The organism is Nocardioides sp. CER19 (assembly GCF_029846275.1).
Classification (GTDB): Bacteria; Actinomycetota; Actinomycetes; order Propionibacteriales; family Nocardioidaceae; genus Nocardioides.
The window spans coordinates 1-17,340 of sequence record NZ_JARVWS010000001.1 but is presented as its reverse complement, the minus strand read 5'-3'; the positions used below and the strand labels follow the sequence as shown (position 1 = coordinate 17,340).

The 17,340-nt window shown below is 72.6% G+C and carries 19 protein-coding genes; 15 read left to right on the top strand and 4 right to left on the bottom strand.

Annotated features, from left to right (window positions below):
* Window positions 1-2: 2 nt before the first annotated feature.
* A complete protein-coding gene (locus QDS12_RS00095; RefSeq protein WP_279876168.1) occupies window positions 3-464 on the bottom strand; it encodes an Lrp/AsnC family transcriptional regulator in 462 nt (153 codons plus the stop codon).
* Window positions 465-580: 116 nt separating this feature from the next.
* Between QDS12_RS00095 and pdhA the strand changes: the two genes are divergently transcribed.
* From pdhA to QDS12_RS00080, 3 genes are read left to right on the top strand one after another with little or no spacing between them, the layout of a single operon-like run.
* Window positions 581-1,672 (top strand): pyruvate dehydrogenase (acetyl-transferring) E1 component subunit alpha, encoded by a 1,092-nt coding sequence (gene pdhA, locus QDS12_RS00090; RefSeq protein WP_279876167.1) that lies wholly within the window; start codon window positions 581-583, stop codon window positions 1,670-1,672.
* Entirely contained in the window at window positions 1,672-2,676 is a 1,005-nt protein-coding gene (locus QDS12_RS00085) for an alpha-ketoacid dehydrogenase subunit beta (RefSeq protein WP_279876166.1), read from the top strand. The genes pdhA and QDS12_RS00085 overlap by 1 nt, the downstream gene beginning before the upstream one ends.
* Entirely contained in the window at window positions 2,673-3,974 is a 1,302-nt protein-coding gene (locus QDS12_RS00080) for a dihydrolipoamide acetyltransferase family protein (RefSeq protein WP_279876165.1), read from the top strand. The genes QDS12_RS00085 and QDS12_RS00080 overlap by 4 nt, the downstream gene beginning before the upstream one ends.
* An 18-nt stretch (window positions 3,975-3,992) precedes the next feature.
* Here QDS12_RS00080 and QDS12_RS00075 read toward each other — a convergent pair whose 3' ends face one another.
* Both QDS12_RS00075 and paaZ read right to left on the bottom strand, forming a co-directional pair.
* Window positions 3,993-4,316, bottom strand: coding sequence for an EthD family reductase (locus QDS12_RS00075; protein WP_279876164.1), 324 nt, complete (start codon window positions 4,314-4,316; stop codon window positions 3,993-3,995).
* Window positions 4,313-6,352: a phenylacetic acid degradation bifunctional protein PaaZ gene (gene paaZ / locus QDS12_RS00070; protein ID WP_279878433.1), complete on the bottom strand. Its 2,040-nt coding sequence runs from the start codon at window positions 6,350-6,352 to the stop codon at window positions 4,313-4,315. The genes QDS12_RS00075 and paaZ overlap by 4 nt, the downstream gene beginning before the upstream one ends.
* Window positions 6,353-6,488: 136 nt before the next feature.
* Between paaZ and paaA the strand changes: the two genes are divergently transcribed.
* Genes paaA through paaI form a run of 9 tightly spaced genes read left to right on the top strand, consistent with a single transcriptional unit; the run spans window position 6,489 to window position 13,565 of the window.
* Window positions 6,489-7,505, top strand: coding sequence for a 1,2-phenylacetyl-CoA epoxidase subunit PaaA (gene paaA / locus QDS12_RS00065; RefSeq protein ID WP_279876163.1), 1,017 nt, complete (start codon window positions 6,489-6,491; stop codon window positions 7,503-7,505).
* Entirely contained in the window at window positions 7,502-7,795 is a 294-nt protein-coding gene (paaB, locus tag QDS12_RS00060; protein WP_279876162.1) for a 1,2-phenylacetyl-CoA epoxidase subunit PaaB, read from the top strand. Before paaA ends, paaB begins: the two co-directional genes overlap by 4 nt.
* Window positions 7,796-7,845: 50 nt before the next feature.
* Window positions 7,846-8,781 (top strand): 1,2-phenylacetyl-CoA epoxidase subunit PaaC, encoded by a 936-nt coding sequence (gene paaC / locus QDS12_RS00055; RefSeq protein ID WP_279876161.1) that lies wholly within the window; start codon window positions 7,846-7,848, stop codon window positions 8,779-8,781.
* Window positions 8,781-9,284 (top strand): 1,2-phenylacetyl-CoA epoxidase subunit PaaD, encoded by a 504-nt coding sequence (gene paaD, locus QDS12_RS00050; RefSeq protein ID WP_279878431.1) that lies wholly within the window; start codon window positions 8,781-8,783, stop codon window positions 9,282-9,284. Before paaC ends, paaD begins: the two co-directional genes overlap by 1 nt.
* 1 nt (window position 9,285) lies before the next feature.
* Window positions 9,286-10,368 (top strand): 1,2-phenylacetyl-CoA epoxidase subunit PaaE, encoded by a 1,083-nt coding sequence (gene paaE / locus QDS12_RS00045; RefSeq protein WP_279876160.1) that lies wholly within the window; start codon window positions 9,286-9,288, stop codon window positions 10,366-10,368.
* 14 nt (window positions 10,369-10,382) lie between these two features.
* Entirely contained in the window at window positions 10,383-11,561 is a 1,179-nt protein-coding gene (locus tag QDS12_RS00040) for a thiolase family protein (protein ID WP_279876159.1), read from the top strand.
* Window positions 11,558-12,301, top strand: coding sequence for an enoyl-CoA hydratase/isomerase family protein (locus QDS12_RS00035; RefSeq protein ID WP_279876158.1), 744 nt, complete (start codon window positions 11,558-11,560; stop codon window positions 12,299-12,301). Before QDS12_RS00040 ends, QDS12_RS00035 begins: the two co-directional genes overlap by 4 nt.
* Window positions 12,298-13,128, top strand: a complete 831-nt coding sequence (locus QDS12_RS00030; RefSeq protein ID WP_279876157.1) for a 3-hydroxyacyl-CoA dehydrogenase family protein — start codon at window positions 12,298-12,300, stop codon at window positions 13,126-13,128. The genes QDS12_RS00035 and QDS12_RS00030 overlap by 4 nt, the downstream gene beginning before the upstream one ends.
* A 59-nt stretch (window positions 13,129-13,187) precedes the next feature.
* The gene (gene paaI / locus QDS12_RS00025) at window positions 13,188-13,565 is read left to right on the top strand and encodes a hydroxyphenylacetyl-CoA thioesterase PaaI (protein ID WP_279876156.1); all 378 of its coding nucleotides are present in this window, start codon (window positions 13,188-13,190) and stop codon (window positions 13,563-13,565) included.
* Here the strand turns inward: paaI and QDS12_RS00020 are convergent.
* Complete coding sequence (locus tag QDS12_RS00020; protein ID WP_279876155.1) at window positions 13,562-14,206, bottom strand: TetR/AcrR family transcriptional regulator; 645 nt, start codon at window positions 14,204-14,206, stop codon at window positions 13,562-13,564. The two genes, paaI and QDS12_RS00020, sit on opposite strands and share 4 nt — an antisense overlap.
* Window positions 14,207-14,314: 108 nt before the next feature.
* Between QDS12_RS00020 and QDS12_RS00015 the strand changes: the two genes are divergently transcribed.
* The 3 genes from QDS12_RS00015 to QDS12_RS00005 are packed head-to-tail and all read left to right on the top strand — an operon-like array spanning window position 14,315 to window position 17,105.
* On the top strand, window positions 14,315-15,100 hold the full coding sequence (locus tag QDS12_RS00015; RefSeq protein WP_279876154.1) for an enoyl-CoA hydratase-related protein: 786 nt from the start codon (window positions 14,315-14,317) through the stop codon (window positions 15,098-15,100).
* Window positions 15,101-15,122: 22 nt separating this feature from the next.
* Window positions 15,123-16,433, top strand: coding sequence for a phenylacetate--CoA ligase PaaK (paaK, locus tag QDS12_RS00010; RefSeq protein WP_279876153.1), 1,311 nt, complete (start codon window positions 15,123-15,125; stop codon window positions 16,431-16,433).
* 57 nt (window positions 16,434-16,490) lie between these two features.
* The gene (locus QDS12_RS00005) at window positions 16,491-17,105 is read left to right on the top strand and encodes a response regulator transcription factor (protein ID WP_279876152.1); all 615 of its coding nucleotides are present in this window, start codon (window positions 16,491-16,493) and stop codon (window positions 17,103-17,105) included.
* The last annotated feature ends 235 nt before the right edge of the window (window positions 17,106-17,340 follow it).

The window sequence follows — 17,340 nt, the reverse complement described above, 5'->3', positions numbered from 1 at the left end:
CGTCAGTCACGGGCCGGGGTCGGCTCCTCGAAGACGAGGAGCGTGCGGGTGTTCTGCACCCCCTCCATGCCCTGGATCTGGTCGAGGATCAGGTGCCGCAGGTCGGCGTTGTCGCGCGCCCGCACGAGCAGGATGACGTCGAAGTCGCCGCCGACCAGCCCGATGTGCTCCACGCCCCGCAGGTTCTGCAGCTCGTCCCGCACCGACCGCCACTCCGCCTGGTGCAGCGTGACGGTGACGTACGCCGTCGTGCCGAGCCCGGCGAGCACCGGATCGATGTCGGCGTGGTAGCCCCGGATGACACCGCTCTCCTCCAGCCGGCCGACCCGGGCGTAGGCGTTGGCGCGGGAGATGTGCAGCCGCTCGGCGAGCGCGCGCATCGACAGCCGGGCGTCCCGGCGCAGCTCGGCGACGATGCGCTGGTCGACGTCGTCCAAGGCCCCGGCCAGTTGTCTCGCCACCATGCTCGCGCACCCTCCGTGTGTGGACGTTCGGCAACCGACGATCGGCTTCGCGTGGACATTCTCTCCGATCCCGGCGGCCGGTGGCATTCGAATGGCAGGAGGAGCAGCATGCCGTCATGCCACGTGACGCAGATCGCATGTTGCCGTCGGCTGAGCCGGTCATGCTGCTCGACCCCGACGGACGCCCGACCGGGGCCGACCCGGCGGCGCTGCCCGCGGCCGAGGAGCTCCTGACGGGGTACGCCGGCCTGGTCACCGCGCGGCGGCTCAACGAGCAGGCCTACGCGCTGGTCCGGCAGGGCCGTCTCGCGGTCTACCCGTCGTCCCACGGGCAGGAGGCCTGCCAGGTCGCCGCCGCCCAGGTGCTGGCCGAGCAGGACTGGCTCTTCCCGACCTACCGCGACACGGCGGCGATCGTGGCGCGCGGCGTCGACCCGGTCGACGTACTCGTGCTCCTCAAGGGGGACTGGCACTCGGGCTACGACCCCTACGAGCACCGGGTCGCGCCGCAGGCCACGCCCCTCGCCACCCAGCTGCTGCACGCGGTCGGTGTCGCGCACGCGGCGCGGCACCGCGGCGAGGACACCGTGGTGATGGCGATGTGCGGTGACGGTGCGACGAGCGAGGGCGACTTCCACGAGGCGCTCAACTTCGCCGCCGTCTTCGGGGCGCCCGTCGTCTTCTTCGTGCAGAACAACGAGTACGCGATCTCCGTGCCGCTGGCCCGTCAGTCGGTCGCTCCGTCGCTGGCCCACAAGGGTGTCGGCTACGGCATCCCCGGTGAGCGCGTCGACGGCAACGACCTCGCGGCCCTGCTCCGCGTCCTCGTCGACGCCGTCGCGCGCGCTCGGGCGGGCGAGGGTCCGCAGCTGGTCGAGGCGCACACCTACCGCATGCAGGCCCACACGAACGCCGACGACGCCACCCGCTACCGGGAGGACGCCGAGGTCGCCGCCTGGGTGGCCAAGGACCCGCTGGTCCGGCTCGAGGCGTACCTGCGGGCGCAGGGAGCCCTGGACGACGCGCAGGTCGCCGCCTTCGCCGACGCCGCCGAGCGGCTCGCCGAGCACACCCGCGACGGGCTCAACCGGGACGTCGTACCCGACCCCGACGACCTGTTCCGCCACGTCTACTCCCGACCCACCCCGCAGCTCGCCGAGCAGCTGGCGATCGTCCACGACGAGCTGAGCCGAGAGGAGGCCCAGTGATGACCGCATCGGCTGTCGAGCACGAGAAGCTCAGCGTGGCGCAGGCCATCAACTGCGCCCTCCGCGACGCCATGTCCGAGGACGCGAGCGTGCTGGTCCTCGGCGAGGACGTCGGCCCGCTCGGGGGCGTCTTCCGGGTCACCGACGGCCTCACGGCCGAGTTCGGCGAGGACCGCTGCTTCGACACCCCGCTCGCCGAGTCGGGCATCGCCGGCTTCGCGGTCGGCCTCGCGATGAACGGCATGCGGCCGGTGATCGAGATGCAGTTCGACGCGTTCGCCTATCCGGCCTTCGAGCAGGTCGTCAGCCACATCGCGAAGATGCGCAACCGCACCCGCGGGCGCGTGCAGCTGCCGATCGTCATCCGGATCCCCTATGCCGGTGGCATCGGTGGCGTCGAGCACCACTGCGACTCCTCCGAGTCCTACTACGCGCACACGCCGGGGCTCCACGTCCTCGCGCCCTCGACCCCGTCCGACGCCTACTCGCTCCTCCGCGACGCCATCGCCTCGCCGGACCCGGTCGTGTTCCTCGAGCCGAAGAAGCTCTACTGGGCCAAGGACGAGGTGGCCCTCGGCCGCGGGCAGGAGCCCGGCATCGGCACCGCCGTCGTACGCCGGCAGGGGACCGACGCGACCCTCATCGCCTACGGCCCGTCGGTGCCCGTGGCGCTCGAGGCCGCCGAGGCCGCCGCGCGTGACGGGCGCAGCCTGCAGGTCGTCGACCTGCGCTCGATCGTGCCCTTCGACGACGCCACCGTGTGCGCCGCCGTCGAGTCGACCGGCCGCGCCGTGGTCGTCGCCGAGGCGACCGGCTTCGCCAGCGTCGCCGCCGAGATCGCCGCTCGGGTGGGCGAGCGCTGCTTCCACTCACTGCACGCGCCGGTCCGCCGCGTCACCGGGTTCGACATCCCGTTCCCGCCGCCGAAGCTGGAGCACTTCCAGCTGCCGTCGGTCGACCGGATCCTCGACGCCGTCGACGACCTGCAGTGGGAGGACGCATGACCAGCGCCGCCGGCGACCAGACGTTCCTGCTGCCCGACCTCGGCGAGGGGCTGACCGAGGCCGAGGTCGTCCACTGGCTGGTCGCCGAGGGCGACATCGTCACGGTCGACCAGACGGTCGTGGAGGTCGAGACCGCCAAGTCGGTGGTCGAGGTGCCCACGCCGTACGCCGGCCGGGTGCTCACCCTGCACGCCGCCGAGGGCGAGACCGTCGACGTCGGGAAGCCGCTGATCACCGTGGCGGCCGGCGCGAGGACCGACCCCGCGCCGGAGCCCGCCGGGGGCCGCGAGGCGCAGGCCTACCGCGAGGAGGAGCAGGCCGGCTCCGGCAACGTCCTGATCGGCTACGGGACCGCCGCCCACGGCGGCGCCGTCCGCCGACGCCGCCCGCGCACGACCGAACGAGTGGTGTCCGCACCCGCCACCCGTGGTCCCGTGCGGGTCATCTCGCCGATGGTGCGCAAGATGGCCCGGGACCACGGCGTCGACCTGCACCGCGTGGAGCCGACCGGCTACCGCGGCATCGTGACCAAGGCCGACGTGGAGCGTGCCATCGCCGGTGCGCCGCCGGCCGCGCCGCCGCCGGTGGCGGAGGCGGCGCCGGTCGCCGGTGAGCGACGGATCCCCCTCAGCGGCTTCCGGAAGACGGTGGCCGCGGCCCTGTCGCGGAGCCGCTCGGAGATCCCCGAGGCGACGGTCTGGGTCGACGTCGACGCCACCGCGCTCTGGAACCTGCGGGAGTCGGCGCGGACGGCGACCGACGCCGGGCCTGGTCTGCTGGCCTACATCGCGCGCTTCGTGGTCGCCGGTCTGAAGGAGCACCCGGTCCTCAACGCCCGGCTCGACACCGAGCGCGACGAGATCGTGGAGTACGACGCCATCGACCTCGGCCTCGCGGTCCAGGGCGAGCGGGGGCTGGTCGTGCCCGCGGTGATCGGCGCCGACACGATGACGACGGCAGAGCTCGACCGGGCCATCCGGCACGTCACCGCCCGCGCCCGGGTCGGGAAGGCGACCGCCGAGGAGCTCGCGGCCGGGACGTTCACCCTCAACAACTACGGCGGGTTCCGCGTCGACGGCAGCGCCGCGATCATCAACCACCCGCAGGTCGCGATCCTCGGCTTCGGTCGGATCATCGACCGCCCGTGGGTGGTCGACGGCCAGATCGTGCCGCGCAAGATCACGCAGATGTCCTTCGTCTTCGACCACCGCGTCTGCGACGGCGGCACCGCGGCCGGCTTCATGCGGTCGGTCGCCGACGCGATCGAGAACCCGGCGTCGGCGATCGCCCGGCTCTGAAGCCGGGTCACCTGCCCCTCAGGCCTCCACGACCTCGCTGCTGAACCTCGTCATCGGCGTGGCGAACCCCTCGGCGTGGGCGGCGGCCTCGGCCATCTCGGGCGACTTCATCGCCGCCTTCATGGCCTCCGCGTCGGCGAACCACAGCTCGGCGACGAGGTACGGCGCGCCGTCGGTTCCCGAGCCTGTCGCGGGGCCGAGGGCGCGCGGACGGCTGAGGGTGAACCGCGCGAGGCCGGGCACCGCACGGACGAGCGGGACGTGCTCGTGCTCGTAGCGCTCGTCGAAGGCGGCGGGGTCCGCGGGCGCGGCGTACTGGATCGTCAGGCGGTGCACGCTCACGACCCCGTCTCGGTGGGCCACGTCTTCGCGACCAGTGTCAGCACGTCGTAGGTCGCCACGGCGTCGCCCTCCTGGTTGCAGACGACCGCGTCCCAGCGGACCTCGCCGTAGTCGGCGGAGGTGCGCGGCGTGATCTGCTTGACCGTCAGCTGCACGCGGATGGTGTCGTCGGCCTTGACCGGTGTCAGGAAGCGCAGGTTGTCGACCCCGAAGTTGGCCAGGACCGGGCCCGGGCTCGGCTCGACGAAGAGGCCGGCGGCCAGGGAGACGACGAGGTAGCCGTGCGCCACGATGCCGCCGAAGAGCGGGTTGGCGGCGGCCGCCTCCGCGTCCGTGTGGGCGTAGAACGTGTCGCCGGTGAACTCGGCGAAGTGGCCGATGTCGTCGAGGGTGACCGTCCGTGAGGCGCTCTCGATCGTGTCGCCGATGCGCAGGTCGGCGAGGCTCTTGCGGAACGGGTGCACGTCGGTCACCGAGCGGTGCGCCCCGACCGTCCAGCGGCCGGTGACAGCGGTGAGCATGTCGGGGGAGCCCTGCAGTGCGGTGCGCTGCATGTGGTGGAGCACGCCGCGGATGCCGCCGAGCTCCTCGCCGCCGCCGGCGCGGCCCGGGCCGCCGTGCACGAGGTTGGGCAGGGGCGAGCCGTGGCCGGTCGACTCACCGGCGTCGTCGCGGTCGAGCACGAGGATACGGCCGTGCCAGGGCGCCAGGCCGAGCGTCACGGTGCGCGCGACGGCGGGGTCGTGGGTGACCAGCGAGCCGACCAGGCTGCCCCGGCCGCGGGCGGCCAGGGTGACGGCCTCGTCGAGCGAGCCGTAGGTCATGACGGTGCTGACCGGACCGAACGGCTCGACGTCGTGCGGCTCGACCGCGCCGGCGCGGGCGCGCAGCAGCACGGGGGAGAGGAACGCGCCGCGCTCGGCGTCGGCGTCCACGACCTGCACGTGGGCCGGGTCGCCGTAGACGATGTCGGCGGAGGACCGCAGCGCCTCGATCGCCTTGCGGACCTCGTCGCGCTGGGCGAGCGACGCGAGCGCGCCCATCCGCACCGTCTCGTCGGCGGGGTTGCCGACGGTCACCTTCGCCAGTCGGGCCGAGATCGCCTCGACCACCTGGTCGGCGATGGCGGCGGGCACGATCGCGCGGCGGATCGCCGTGCACTTCTGGCCGGCCTTGACCGTCATCTCGGTGACGACGCCCTTGACGAAGAGGTCGAACTCGGGATCGTCGCCGCCGACGTCGGGCCCGAGGATCGAGCAGTTGAGGGAGTCGGCCTCGACGCCGAGGCTGAGCCCGCCGTGCACGACCGACGGGTGGGTGCGCAGGATGCCGGCCGTGTGGGCGGAGCCGGTGAACGCGACCGAGTCCTGCACGCCCAGGTGGTCGAGCAGCGAGCCGGCGCTGCCGCTGAGCAGCTGGAGCGATCCCTCGGGGAGGATCGCAGACTCGATGATGCGGCGGACGACGGCCTCCGTGAGGTACGCCGTCTGGCTGGCCGGCTTCACGATCGACGGCAGGCCAGCGAGGAAGGCGGGGGCGAGCTTCTCGAGCATGCCCCACACCGGGAAGTTGAACGCATTGATCTGCACCGCCACACCGGGCCGCGACGTGTAGACGTGCTGGCCGACGAACGTGCCACCGCGGCCGAGCGGCTCAGGCGGCCCGTCGAGGACGACGGTGTCGTTGGGCAGCTCCCGGGTGCCCTTGCTGGCGTAGGAGAAGAGCGTCCCGAAGCCGCCGTCGATGTCGACCATCGAGTCGCGCGCCGTGGCGCCGGTGCGGGCCGAGAGCGCGTAGAAGGCCTCCTTGTCCGCCGACAGGTGCTTCGCGAGCTGCTTGAGCAGCGCGGCGCGCTCGTGGAAGGTGAGCGCGCGGACGGCCGGACCGCCGACGGTGCGGGCGTGGTCGACCATCTCCTGGAGGTCGAGGCCGCGGCTCGAGATCCGGGCGACCTCCTCGCCGGTGGCCGCATCGAGCAGCGGCTCGCCCTCGTCGGCGGCGCGGAACCAGCGCCCCGCGGCATAGCTCTCCAGCATCTCGCTCACGACAGTCCTTCCGTCAGGGATGGGAGCGCCCGGCTCGGACGGGCCCGTTGCCAGGTCGGCGCTCGGTGTGCCACGCTATTACAGACCGCTCGGTCAGTAAATAGCCGTGAGAGACCCGGAGGAACCGATGACAGCCGTCGCGGACGAGGCCGTCCTGCAGTCGTCGTTCGACTCGACCATCGCGCACAACGACCGGATCGAGCCGCGTGACTGGATGCCGGAGGACTACCGCAAGACGCTGGTGCGCCAGATCGCCCAGCACGCGCACTCCGAGATCATCGGCATGCAGCCCGAGGGCAACTGGATCAGCCGCGCGCCGTCGCTGCGCCGCAAGGCGATCCTGCTCGCCAAGGTGCAGGACGAGGCGGGCCACGGCCTCTACCTCTACTCCGCCTGCGAGACGCTCGGCGTCTCCCGCGAGGAGCTCACCCAGAAGCTGATGAGCGGGGCGCAGAAGTACTCCTCCATCTTCAACTACCCCACGCTCTCCTACGCCGACGTCGGCACGATCGGCTGGCTGGTCGACGGGGCCGCGATCTGCAACCAGGTGCCGCTGTGCCGGACGTCGTACGGCCCCTACGGGCGGGCGATGATCCGCATCTGCAAGGAGGAGTCCTTCCACCAGCGCCAGGGCTACGAGCTGCTGATGACGATGATGCGGGGCACCGACGAGCAGCGCGCGATGGTGCAGGAGTCGGTCGACCGGTTCTGGTGGCCGGCGCTGATGATGTTCGGCCCGCCCGACGGCGACTCGCCCAACACCGAGCGGTCGATGGCCTGGGGGATCAAGCGGCACACCAACGACGAGCTGCGCCAGCGCATGGTCGACATGACCGTGCCGCAGGCCGAGGCACTCGGCGTGACCCTGCCCGACCCGGACCTCCGGTGGAACGAGGAGCGGGGCTCCTACGACTTCGGCGAGGTCGACTGGGAGGAGTTCTGGGCGGTGGTCAAGGGCAACGGCCCGTGCAACGAGCAGCGGCTCGCGCACCGGCGCCAGGCCTACGACGACGGGGCGTGGGTCCGCGAGGCCGCCTTGGCCTTCGCCGCCTCCGCTGGTCGAGTAGCGAGCGCCAGCGAGGACTCCGCTGGTCGAGTAGCGAGCGCCAGCGAGCGTATCGAGACCAAGGAGGAGACCCGATGACCGGCGTCAAGGCGGAGTGGCCGCTCTACGAGGTGTTCGTCCGCGGGAAGCGGGGGCTCAACCACGTCCACGTCGGGTCGCTGCACGCGCCGGACGACCAGATGGCGCTGCGCCACGCGCGCGACGTCTACACCCGCCGCAACGAGGGCGTCTCGATCTGGGTGGTCCGCTCGTCCGCCATCACCGCCTCGAGCCCCGACGAGAAGGACCCGCTCTTCGCGCCGTCCGGCGACAAGGTCTACCGGCACCCGACGTTCTACGACATCCCGGCCGACGTACCCCACATGTGAGTCTCGACAGGCTCGACCACCGGAGAACCACGCTCGACCACCGGAGAACCATGACTGAGATCCACACCCATGCGCCCGACGACCACGAGAGCGCGTACGACGGCCTGCTCGTCAACGACGCCCACTGGGCGTTCGGCACCGACTTCGAGGACCCGCTCGCCGGCGTCGACACGACGGTGCCGGACGGTGTCGACGCGCCAGCCCTGGCGACGTACTGCCTGATGCTCGGCGACGACGCCCTGGTGCTCTCCCAGCGGCTGTCGGAGTGGTGCAGCCGCGCGCCCGACCTCGAGGAGGACATCGCGCTGGCCAACATCTCGCTCGACCTCCTCGGCCAGGCGCGGCTCCTGCTGGCTCGTGCGGCCGCGGCCGACCCGTCGGTCGTGCCGGCCTTGCCCGAGGGCTCGCCGGTGCCGGCCGAGGACGCGCTCGCGTTCTTCCGGGAGGCCGACGGCTTCCGCAACGTGCGGTTGGTCGAGGTGCCCAACGGCGACTTCGCGGAGACGGTGGCCCGCCTGCTGCTGTTCTCGACCTGGCGGCTGGCGCTGTTCGAGCGGCTCGCCCGGAGCCGGGACGCCGTGCTCGCCGCCGTCGCCGCCAAGGGCGTCAAGGAGCTGTCCTACCACCGCGACTTCGCGGCGCGCTGGTTCGTCACGCTCGCGGGCGGGACCGAGGAGTCGCGTCGCCGCCTGCTCGCCGCCGTGGACGGTCTGATGCCGTTGTGGCCCGAGCTGTTCGCGACGCACGACGTCGAGCGCGAGGTCGCCGGCGCCACCGTCGGCGTCGACCCGGCCGAGGTCGCGGGTGAGGCCGACGCCGTGCTCGACCAGGTCCTCGCCATCGCCCGCGTGCAGCGCCCGGAGCGCCCCGCCCTCGCCGGGATCCGGGGCCGGACCGGTCGCGACGGCCTGCACACCGAGGCGCTGAGCCGACTGCTCGCCGAGATGCAGGTGGTCGCGCGGGCCCATCCGAGGGGGCGCTGGTGATGGCGGCGGTCGCGACCCGGGCCCGGGCCGTCGCCGAGACCGTCACCGACCCCGAGCTGCCGATGCTGACCCTGGCGGACCTGGGCGTGCTGCGCGAGGTGAGCGTCGACGAGGACGGGGGCGTGGAGGTCGCGATCACCCCGACCTACAGCGGCTGCCCGGCCATGGCGACGATGCGCGACGACCTGGTGCACCGGCTGCAGGACGCCGGCTTTGACGACGTACGCGTCCGGGTCGCCCTGCACCCGGCCTGGACCACCGACTGGATCAGCGAGCGCGGCCGCGCCGCCCTGGCCGAGGCGGGCATCTCCGCACCCGGCACGGCGCCGGTGCGCAGCGGCCCGGTCCCGCTCACGCTCGGGCCGGTGCGCCGGGACGTGACCTGCCCCCGGTGCGGGTCGACCGAGGTCGACCTGACGTCGGAGTTCGGCTCGACCGCCTGCAAGGCGCTCTACCGCTGCCGCGCCTGTCTCGAGCCGTTCGACCACGTCAAGGAGATCTGAGATGACGACCATGACCGTGCGACCACGGGCGGCGACGGAGTTCCACACGCTGACGGTCGCAGCCGTCGAGCGCCTCACCGACGACGCCGTCGCGGTGACGTTCGACGTGCCCGAGGAGCTGCGCGAGACCTTCGCGTTCGACGCCGGGCAGTCGCTGACCCTGCGCCGGGTGATCGACGGCGTCGAGCACCGCCGCACCTACTCGATCTGCGCCCCCGCCGGGAGCGCGCCCCGGATCGGCGTACGGGAGATCCCGCACGGCATGTTCTCCGCCTGGCTCGTGCACGAGCTGCGACCCGGCGACCCGGTCGAGGTGCAGGCGCCGTCCGGCAGCTTCCGGGCCGACGCGGCGACCGGCGGCCGGCACCTGTGCATCGCGGCCGGGTCGGGCATCACGCCGATGCTGTCGATCGCGGCCACGGTGCTGGCCCACCCGGACAGCACGGTGACGCTCCTCTACGGCAACCGCAGCACCAACACCGTGATGTTCGCCGAGGAGCTCGCCGACCTGAAGAACCAGCACGGTCCCAGCTTCGACCTGGTGCACGTGCTCTCTCGCGAGCCCCGCGACGTGGAGCTGTTCTCCGGACGGCTCGACGCCGACCGTCTGCGCACGATCCTCACCCTGCTCGTCGCGCTCGAGGACGTCGACCACGTCTGGCTCTGCGGCCCGCTCGGCCTGATCGAGGACGCCCGCGGTGTCCTCGCCGAGCTGGGCGTCGCGCCCGAGCGGATCCACTTCGAGCTGTTCTTCGTCGACGAGCCCCCGCCGCAGCTGCGCCACGAGGACCCGACCCTGGAAGGCGTGACGACCGCGGTGACGGTCGTGCTCGACGGGCGCAGCACCACCACGCCGATGGCGCGCACGCGCACCATCCTCGACTCCGCGCAGACCCAGCGCACCGACCTGCCGTTCGCGTGCAAGGGTGGCGTCTGCGGCACCTGTCGAGCACACGTCTCCGAGGGCGAGGTCGACATGGTCCGCAACTACGCGCTGGAGGAGTCGGAGGTCGCCGCCGGCTACGTGCTGACCTGCCAGACCTATCCGGTGAGCGACGCCGTGACCGTCGACTACGACGCCTGAAGCTGAGGAGAGCCATGACCGAGTCCTTCATCCTCGCGGGCGCGCGCACCCCGATCGGCCGCTACGGCGGTGCGCTCTCGCGGGTGCGCCCCGACGACCTCGCGGCGCTCGTCGTCGGGGAGGCCGTACGCCGGGCCGGCGTCGACCCGTCTCTCATCGACGAGGTGATCCTGGGTGCCGCCAACCAGGCCGGCGAGGACAACCGCAACGTCGCCCGGATGGCCGCCCTGCTCGCCGGGTTCCCGGAGACCGTGCCCGGGTTCACCGTCAACCGCCTCTGCGCGTCCGGCCTCACCGCCATCGCGACCGCACGGCAGATGATCGCGGCCGGCGATGCGGACGTGGTCGTGGCCGGCGGTGTCGAGTCGATGACCCGGGCGCCGTGGGTGATGGAGAAGCCCGAGAAGGCCTTCGCCAAGCCGGGCGCGGCGTTCGACACCTCCATCGGGTGGCGGTTCACCAACCCCCGCTTCGACGCGGACGCCACCCTGTCGATGCCCCAGACCGCCGAGCGCGTCGCCGAGCAGTGGGCGCTGACCCGCGAGGAGCTCGACGCGTTCGCGCTGCGGTCCCACGAGCGGGCGGTCGACGCCATCAAGAACGGGCGCTTCGCCGACGAGATCGTGGCGGTCCCGGTCGGCGACGGCGAGGTCACCGTCGACGAGGGGCCGCGCGCCGACACCAGCCTCGAGCGGCTGGCCCGGCTCCGGCCCGTGAACGGCCCCGACGGCGTCGTGACCGCCGGCAACGCGAGCTCGCTCAACGACGGCGCTGCGGCGGTGGTCGTGGCCAGCGAGCGGTTCGTCGCCGAGCACGGCCTGCAGCCCCGGGCGCGGCTCGTCGCGGCGGCCAGCGCCGGCGTCCCGCCCGCGATCATGGGCATCGGCCCGGTGCCCGCCACCCGCAAGGCCCTCGACCGCGCCGGCTGGACGGTCGACGACCTCGACGCCGTCGAGCTCAACGAGGCGTTCGCGTCCCAGTCGCTCGCCTGCGTCAGCGACCTCGGTCTCGACCTCGACACCGTCAACGCCGACGGCGGCGCGATCGCGCTCGGTCACCCCCTGGGCGCGTCCGGCACCCGCATCGTGCTCACCCTGCTGGGTCGGATGGAGCGCGAGGACGCCCGCCGGGGGCTCGCCACGATGTGCGTCGGCGTCGGCCAGGGCGCCGCGCTGCTGGTGGAGCGCCCATGACGGACACCCTCGTCGTCGAGGAGAGCGTCGACCGTGTCGTCGTCACGCTCAGCCGGCCCGACGTACGCAACGCCATCGACCAGCAGATGGTCACCGAGCTCCACCAGGTCTGCGCGGAGCTCGAGGCCGATCCCCGGATCCTGTTGCTCACCGGGTCCGGCGGCACGTTCGCGGCCGGCGCCGACATCGCCCAGCTGCGCGAGCGCCGGCGCGACGACGCCCTCCGCGGCATCAACTCGGGCCTCTTCGACCGGATCCGCCGGCTGCCGATGCCGACGATCGCCCTGGTCGAGGGCTACGCGCTCGGTGGCGGCGCCGAGCTGGCCTACGCCTGCGACTTCAGGGTCGGTACGCCGACCGCGCGGATCGGCAACCCCGAGCCCGGCCTCGGCATCCTGGCCGCCGCGGGCGGTACCTGGCGGCTGGTCGAGCTCGTCGGCGAGCCGGTGGCCAAGGAGATCCTGCTGGCCGGCCGGGTGCTCGACGCGGACGAGGCGCACGCGCTCCGGCTGCTCAACGAGGTGGTCGAGCCCGACGACCTGCTCGCCGCCGGCCACCGCTGGGCGGACCGGATCGCGAAGCAGGCGCCGCTCGCGGTGCGCCTCACCAAGTCGGTCTTCCACGCGCCGCGCGAGGCGCACCCGGTGATCGACGATCTCGCCCAGGCGGTCCTGTTCGAGACGACCGACAAGCACGACCGGATGACGGCGTTCCTCGAGCGCCGGAAGGAGAAGAAGTGAGCAGCCTGCCGAAGACCGTCGGCGTGTTCGGCGGCGGCCGGATGGGCGCCGGCATCGCCCACGCGTTCCTGTCCGCCGGGTCCGACGTGATCGTCGTCGAGACGAGCCCGGAGACGGTGGAGGCGGCTCGTGGACGGGTCGAGGCGAGCCTGGCGAAGGCCGCCGAGCGGGGCGCGACCGGCCGGGTCGGCCGGCTTGCGGTCACGATGGCCGCCTCCGACCTCGGTGCCACCGAGCTCGTCGTCGAGGCGGTACCGGAGCTCCCCGACCTCAAGGCCGACGTGCTCGCCACCATCGAGGCCGCCGCCCCCACGGCCGACATCGGCACCAACACCAGCTCGCTCTCCATCGACCACCTCGCCGACGCGCTCCACGACCCGAGCCGGCTCGTCGGGCTGCACTTCTTCAACCCGGTCCCGGCGAGCGCGCTCGTCGAGATCGTCGTCGGGCGGCACACGTCCCCCGCGCTCGTCACGCAGGCGCAGGGCTGGGTCGAGCGGCTCGGGAAGACAGCGATCACCGTCACCGACTCGCCGGGCTTCGCCTCCAGCCGTCTCGGCGTCATGCTCGCGCTCGAGGCGATGCGGATGCTGGAGGAGGGCGTCGCGAGCGCCGAGGACATCGACGCCGCGATGACGCTCGGCTACCGGCACCCGGTCGGGCCGCTGCGGACGACCGACATCGTCGGGCTCGACGTACGCCTCGACATCGCCGAGCACCTCGCCCGCGAGCTGGGCCCGCGGTTCGAGCCGCCGACCGTGCTCCGCGAGAAGGTCGCCGAGGGCAAGCTCGGCCGCAAGACCGGGGAGGGGTTCTACCGGTGGTGACCCCTTCGACAGGCCCAGGAGGGTCCCCGGAGGAGGTCGCGCGCCGGTCGGCGGACGCGATGTGGTCGTCCGACACCGCCGTGAAGGCCCTCGGGATCGAGATCCGCGAGGTGGCGCCGGGCCGGGCCGAGCTCGCCATGCAGGTCCGCCCCGACATGGTCAACGGCTACGACATCGGGCACGGCGGGTTGATCGCGACGCTGGCCGACAGCGCCTTCGCCTACGCCTGCAACACCTACGGCGAGGTCACCGTGGCCTCCGGCTTCGAGATCGACTTCCTCGAGCCCGCCCGGCTCGGCGACGTCCTCGTCGCGACGGCCGTGGAGCGCGTACGTCGCCAGCGCTCGGGGATCTACGACGTGACCGTGCGCAGCGGCGACACCGTCGTCGCGGAGTTCCGCGGCCGCAGCCGGTCGCTCGGCCGGCCGATCGGCTAGGCGCGCGGCCGCGTGAGGCCGTCGAAGGCGACGGCGGCGACCGCCTCGGCGAGCTGGTGGGCGTCGTACCTGCCGTCGGGACGCACCCACTCGACCAGCGAGTTCACCATGCCGAACAGCAGCCGGCTGATCAGGTAGGGGTCGAGGTCGTCGCGTACGGCGCCCTCCTCGACCGCCGCCTGGACCAGCGCGGCGAGCCGGTCGTCGATGATGCGGCGGCGGCGCAGCGCGTCCTGCTCGACCTCGCCGTTGCCGCGGACCCGGAGGAGCAGGGTGACCGCGGGCAGGTGCTCGACGAGCACCTCGATGCTGCCGCCCATCGCTCCGCGCAGTCGGTCGTACGCCGACCCCGACCGGTCGGCGTCGGCGCGGTCGAGCACGGCGTTGAGGTTGTCGAGCGCCTCATCGAGCGCCTCCTTGAGCAGGTGCGTCTTGCTCGGCACGTGGTGGTAGATCGCCGACTTCGTGAAGCCGAGCTCCGCGGCGAGGTCGCCCATCGACGTGGCGTCGTACCCCTGCCGGTTGAACAGGTCGATCGCCCGGCGCAGCACCGTCGCCTGGTCGTAGCCCGGACGCCCGCGGCGCGGCGCAGCGGGCGCGGACTCGGCCGCGGGGTCGGGCGCGGGGTCGGGCGTCGTCATGGCTGCAGGCTCCCACACGGAGACGGGCGGGACGCCCGAAGGGTCTAGCCGGAACGGCCCAGGTACTGCAATACTGACCGAAAGGTCAGGAATTCGGAAGAGGGGCCCATGGAGCCTGTGCTGGTCGAGCGGCACGACGCCGTCGCCACGGTCACGATCAACCGTCCCGAGCGCCGCAACTCGCTCAACACGGTCGTCAAGGAGGCCCTGCGCGACGCGCTGGCCGACGTCGCCGCCGACTCGGGCGTGCGGGCGGTCGTCCTCACCGGCGCCGGCGAGCACTTCTGCGCCGGGCAGGACCTCAAGGAGCACGCCGACGGCCTGGGTGGGGGCGCCGCGAGCGCGTTCACGACCGTCGCCGACCACTACGCGCCGATCGTGCGGAGCCTGGCGACCATGCCGAAGCCGGTCGTCGCGGCGGTCGAGGGCAACTGCGTGGGTGCCGGCCTCGGCTTCGCGCTCGCCTGCGACCTGCGGGTGATCGCCGCCGACGCGACCCTCGCCACCGCCTTCAGCTCGATCGGCCTGACCTGCGACTCCGGGCTGTCCTACACGCTCCCGCGCGCGGTCGGCGAGGCCCGCGCCCGCCGTCTGGTCCTGCTCGCCGAGCCGTTCACGTCCGCCCAGGCGCTCGCCTGGGGCATCGACCACGACGTCAGCGACCCCGGCGTCACGCTGGTCGCCGCGACGCGCCTCGCCGAGCGGCTCGCCGCCGGCCCGACCGCCGCCTACGCCGAGACCAAGCTGCTGCTGGCCGAGACGTGGAGCCGGGACCTCGACGCCGCGCTCGCCGCCGAGGGCGCGGCGCAGACCCGCGCCGGCTCGACCGACGACCACGCCAACGCCGTGACGGCCTTCCTCAGCAAGGAGCGGCCGGTCTTCGCCGGCCGCTGAGATCCCCACCGCAGGAGACACCGTGCCCGCGTCCATCCCACCCGACCACGGCCTGGAGCCGATCGAGAGCGCGTCGGTCGACGAGCTGCGCGCGCTGCAGCTGCGGCGGCTGCAGTGGTCCGTGCGCCACGCCTACGAGAACGTCGAGCACTACCGCAAGGCGTTCGAGGCAGCGGAGGTCCACCCCGACGACATCACCGATCTCGCCGACCTGGCCCGGCTGCCGTTCACCTCGAAGGCGACGCTGCGCGAGAACTACCCCTTCGGCATGTTCGCCGTCCCGCGCGAGCAGGTCGTCCGAGTGCATGCCTCGTCGGGGACCACGGGGCGCCCCACGGTCGTCGGCTACACCCGCAACGACCTCGACCTGTGGGCGACGGTGGTCGCCCGCAGCATCCGGGCCGCTGGCGGCAGGCCTGGTGACATCCTGCACAACGCCTACGGCTACGGCCTGTTCACCGGCGGGCTCGGCGCCCACGGCGGCGCGGAGAAGCTCGGCTGCACGGTCGTCCCGGTGTCCGGGGGCATGACGGAGCGGCAGGTCCAGCTGATCGCCGACTTCCGGCCCGACCTGATCATGGTCACGCCGTCGTACATGCTCAACATCATCGACGAGATGGAGCGCCAGGGCCTGGACCCACGCGCGAGCTCGCTCCGGGTGGGCATCTTCGGCGCCGAGCCCTGGACCAACGAGATGCGCGTCGCGATGGAGCAGCGGCTCGACATGCACGCGGTCGACATCTACGGGCTCTCGGAGATCATCGGTCCCGGCGTGGCCCAGGAGTGCGTCGAGACGAAGGACGGGCTGCACGTCTGGGAGGACCACTTCTACCCGGAGATCATCGACCCCGTCACCGGCGAGGTGCTGCCCGACGGCGAGGAGGGCGAGCTCGTGCTCACCTCGCTCACCAAGGAGGCCATGCCGGTCATCCGCTACCGGACGCGGGACCTGACCCGACTGCTGCCCGGCACCGCGCGCCCGATGCGCCGGATCGAGAAGATCACCGGCCGGACCGACGACATGATCATCCTGCGCGGCGTGAACCTCTTCCCGACCCAGATCGAGGAGCTCGTCCTCCAGGTTCCGGCCCTGACCCCGCACTTCCAGTGCGTGCTGACCCGTGCCGGCAACATGGACGAGCTCACCGTCACGATCGAGCGCGCCGAGCACGCCACGTCGGCGGAGGCCGCCGCCGCGGCCGACCACGTCCGTCAGCTCGTGAAGCGCACGATCGGGGTCACGGTCGACGTCGAGGTGAAGGAGCCGTTCGAGATCGAGCGCTCGGTCGGGAAGATGCGCCGCATCGTCGACCGCCGCCCGCCCCGTTCCTGACCTGGATATCGCGTTCCTCCATGTCGTCTGGCACGCTTCTCCACATGGGTGCCGAACATGCCTGACCAGCCCATTCGGCTCGCCATCGTGAGTCGCCAGGAGGTCGTCGCGCGCGGTCTCACCGCGATGCTCGCCGACTACCCCGACCGGATCACGGTCGTGGCCCTCGCCAGTGTCTACAGCAGGGCGAGGGGCGTCGACGTCGTGCTCTACGACAGCCACTGCCTGCACCGGGCGGACGGCGCCGACCTCGATCACCTGATCCAGAAGACCGACGCCAAGGTCCTCGTCTTCAGCCGCGACATGCGGCCGGACCTCCGCGCGCGGGCCCTGGCTCGAGGGGCGGACGGCTGGGTCTCCATGAGCAACCACGCGCCGGAGCTGGTCGAGGCGATCGAGCGGGCCGCGGACGGCAAGCCGCAGGAGGAGCAGGTCGACTGGATCGGCCACGAGGCAGGGCTCTCGCCGCGCGAGGTCGAGGTGCTCTCGCTGGTCACCCTCGGCATGTCGAACCAGGAGATCGCCGATCGGCTCTTCCTGACGATCAACACGCTCAAGAGCCACATCCGGCAGGCCTACAAGAAGATCGGGGCCGGCTCCCGCGCCCAGGCCGTCGCCTGGTGCATGCAGCACGGCTTCGCACCGCCCGATCCCAGGACGCCCGGCGAATAGCGCTTCCGCGGCGTGGGGTACCGGCCCGTGTCGGCCGGAGGTCCGGTGACCACATCGACACTCGAACCGCGGACCGGCGCCGTCGCCCCGGTCTTGAGGCCGCGGGGTCCTGACCGGGGTGACGGTCTCGAGTCACCCCCCCCGCAGGGGTGGGGATGCCTCGGGCGTTCGTCACCCCTAAGGGCCAATTCGGAGCCACTCTCGTTATGGCCCGCTGGTCACCGGGGACGACTGA

Coding starts and splice junctions, on each gene's coding strand:
- paaZ (WP_279878433.1), bottom strand. CDS start 6,352: ATGCTGGAGAGCTATGCCGCGGGGCGCTGGTTCCGCGCCGCCGACGAG.
- QDS12_RS00005 (WP_279876152.1), top strand. CDS start 16,491: ATGCCTGACCAGCCCATTCGGCTCGCCATCGTGAGTCGCCAGGAGGTC.
- QDS12_RS00020 (WP_279876155.1), bottom strand. CDS start 14,206: ATGACGACGCCCGACCCCGCGCCCGACCCCGCGGCCGAGTCCGCGCCC.
- QDS12_RS00015 (WP_279876154.1), top strand. CDS start 14,315: ATGGAGCCTGTGCTGGTCGAGCGGCACGACGCCGTCGCCACGGTCACG.
- paaI (WP_279876156.1), top strand. CDS start 13,188: ATGTGGTCGTCCGACACCGCCGTGAAGGCCCTCGGGATCGAGATCCGC.
- paaA (WP_279876163.1), top strand. CDS start 6,489: ATGACAGCCGTCGCGGACGAGGCCGTCCTGCAGTCGTCGTTCGACTCG.
- paaC (WP_279876161.1), top strand. CDS start 7,846: ATGACTGAGATCCACACCCATGCGCCCGACGACCACGAGAGCGCGTAC.
- QDS12_RS00035 (WP_279876158.1), top strand. CDS start 11,558: ATGACGGACACCCTCGTCGTCGAGGAGAGCGTCGACCGTGTCGTCGTC.
- paaE (WP_279876160.1), top strand. CDS start 9,286: ATGACGACCATGACCGTGCGACCACGGGCGGCGACGGAGTTCCACACG.
- paaD (WP_279878431.1), top strand. CDS start 8,781: ATGGCGGCGGTCGCGACCCGGGCCCGGGCCGTCGCCGAGACCGTCACC.
- QDS12_RS00085 (WP_279876166.1), top strand. CDS start 1,672: ATGACCGCATCGGCTGTCGAGCACGAGAAGCTCAGCGTGGCGCAGGCC.
- paaB (WP_279876162.1), top strand. CDS start 7,502: ATGACCGGCGTCAAGGCGGAGTGGCCGCTCTACGAGGTGTTCGTCCGC.
- QDS12_RS00080 (WP_279876165.1), top strand. CDS start 2,673: ATGACCAGCGCCGCCGGCGACCAGACGTTCCTGCTGCCCGACCTCGGC.
- pdhA (WP_279876167.1), top strand. CDS start 581: ATGCCACGTGACGCAGATCGCATGTTGCCGTCGGCTGAGCCGGTCATG.
- QDS12_RS00040 (WP_279876159.1), top strand. CDS start 10,383: ATGACCGAGTCCTTCATCCTCGCGGGCGCGCGCACCCCGATCGGCCGC.
- QDS12_RS00095 (WP_279876168.1), bottom strand. CDS start 464: ATGGTGGCGAGACAACTGGCCGGGGCCTTGGACGACGTCGACCAGCGC.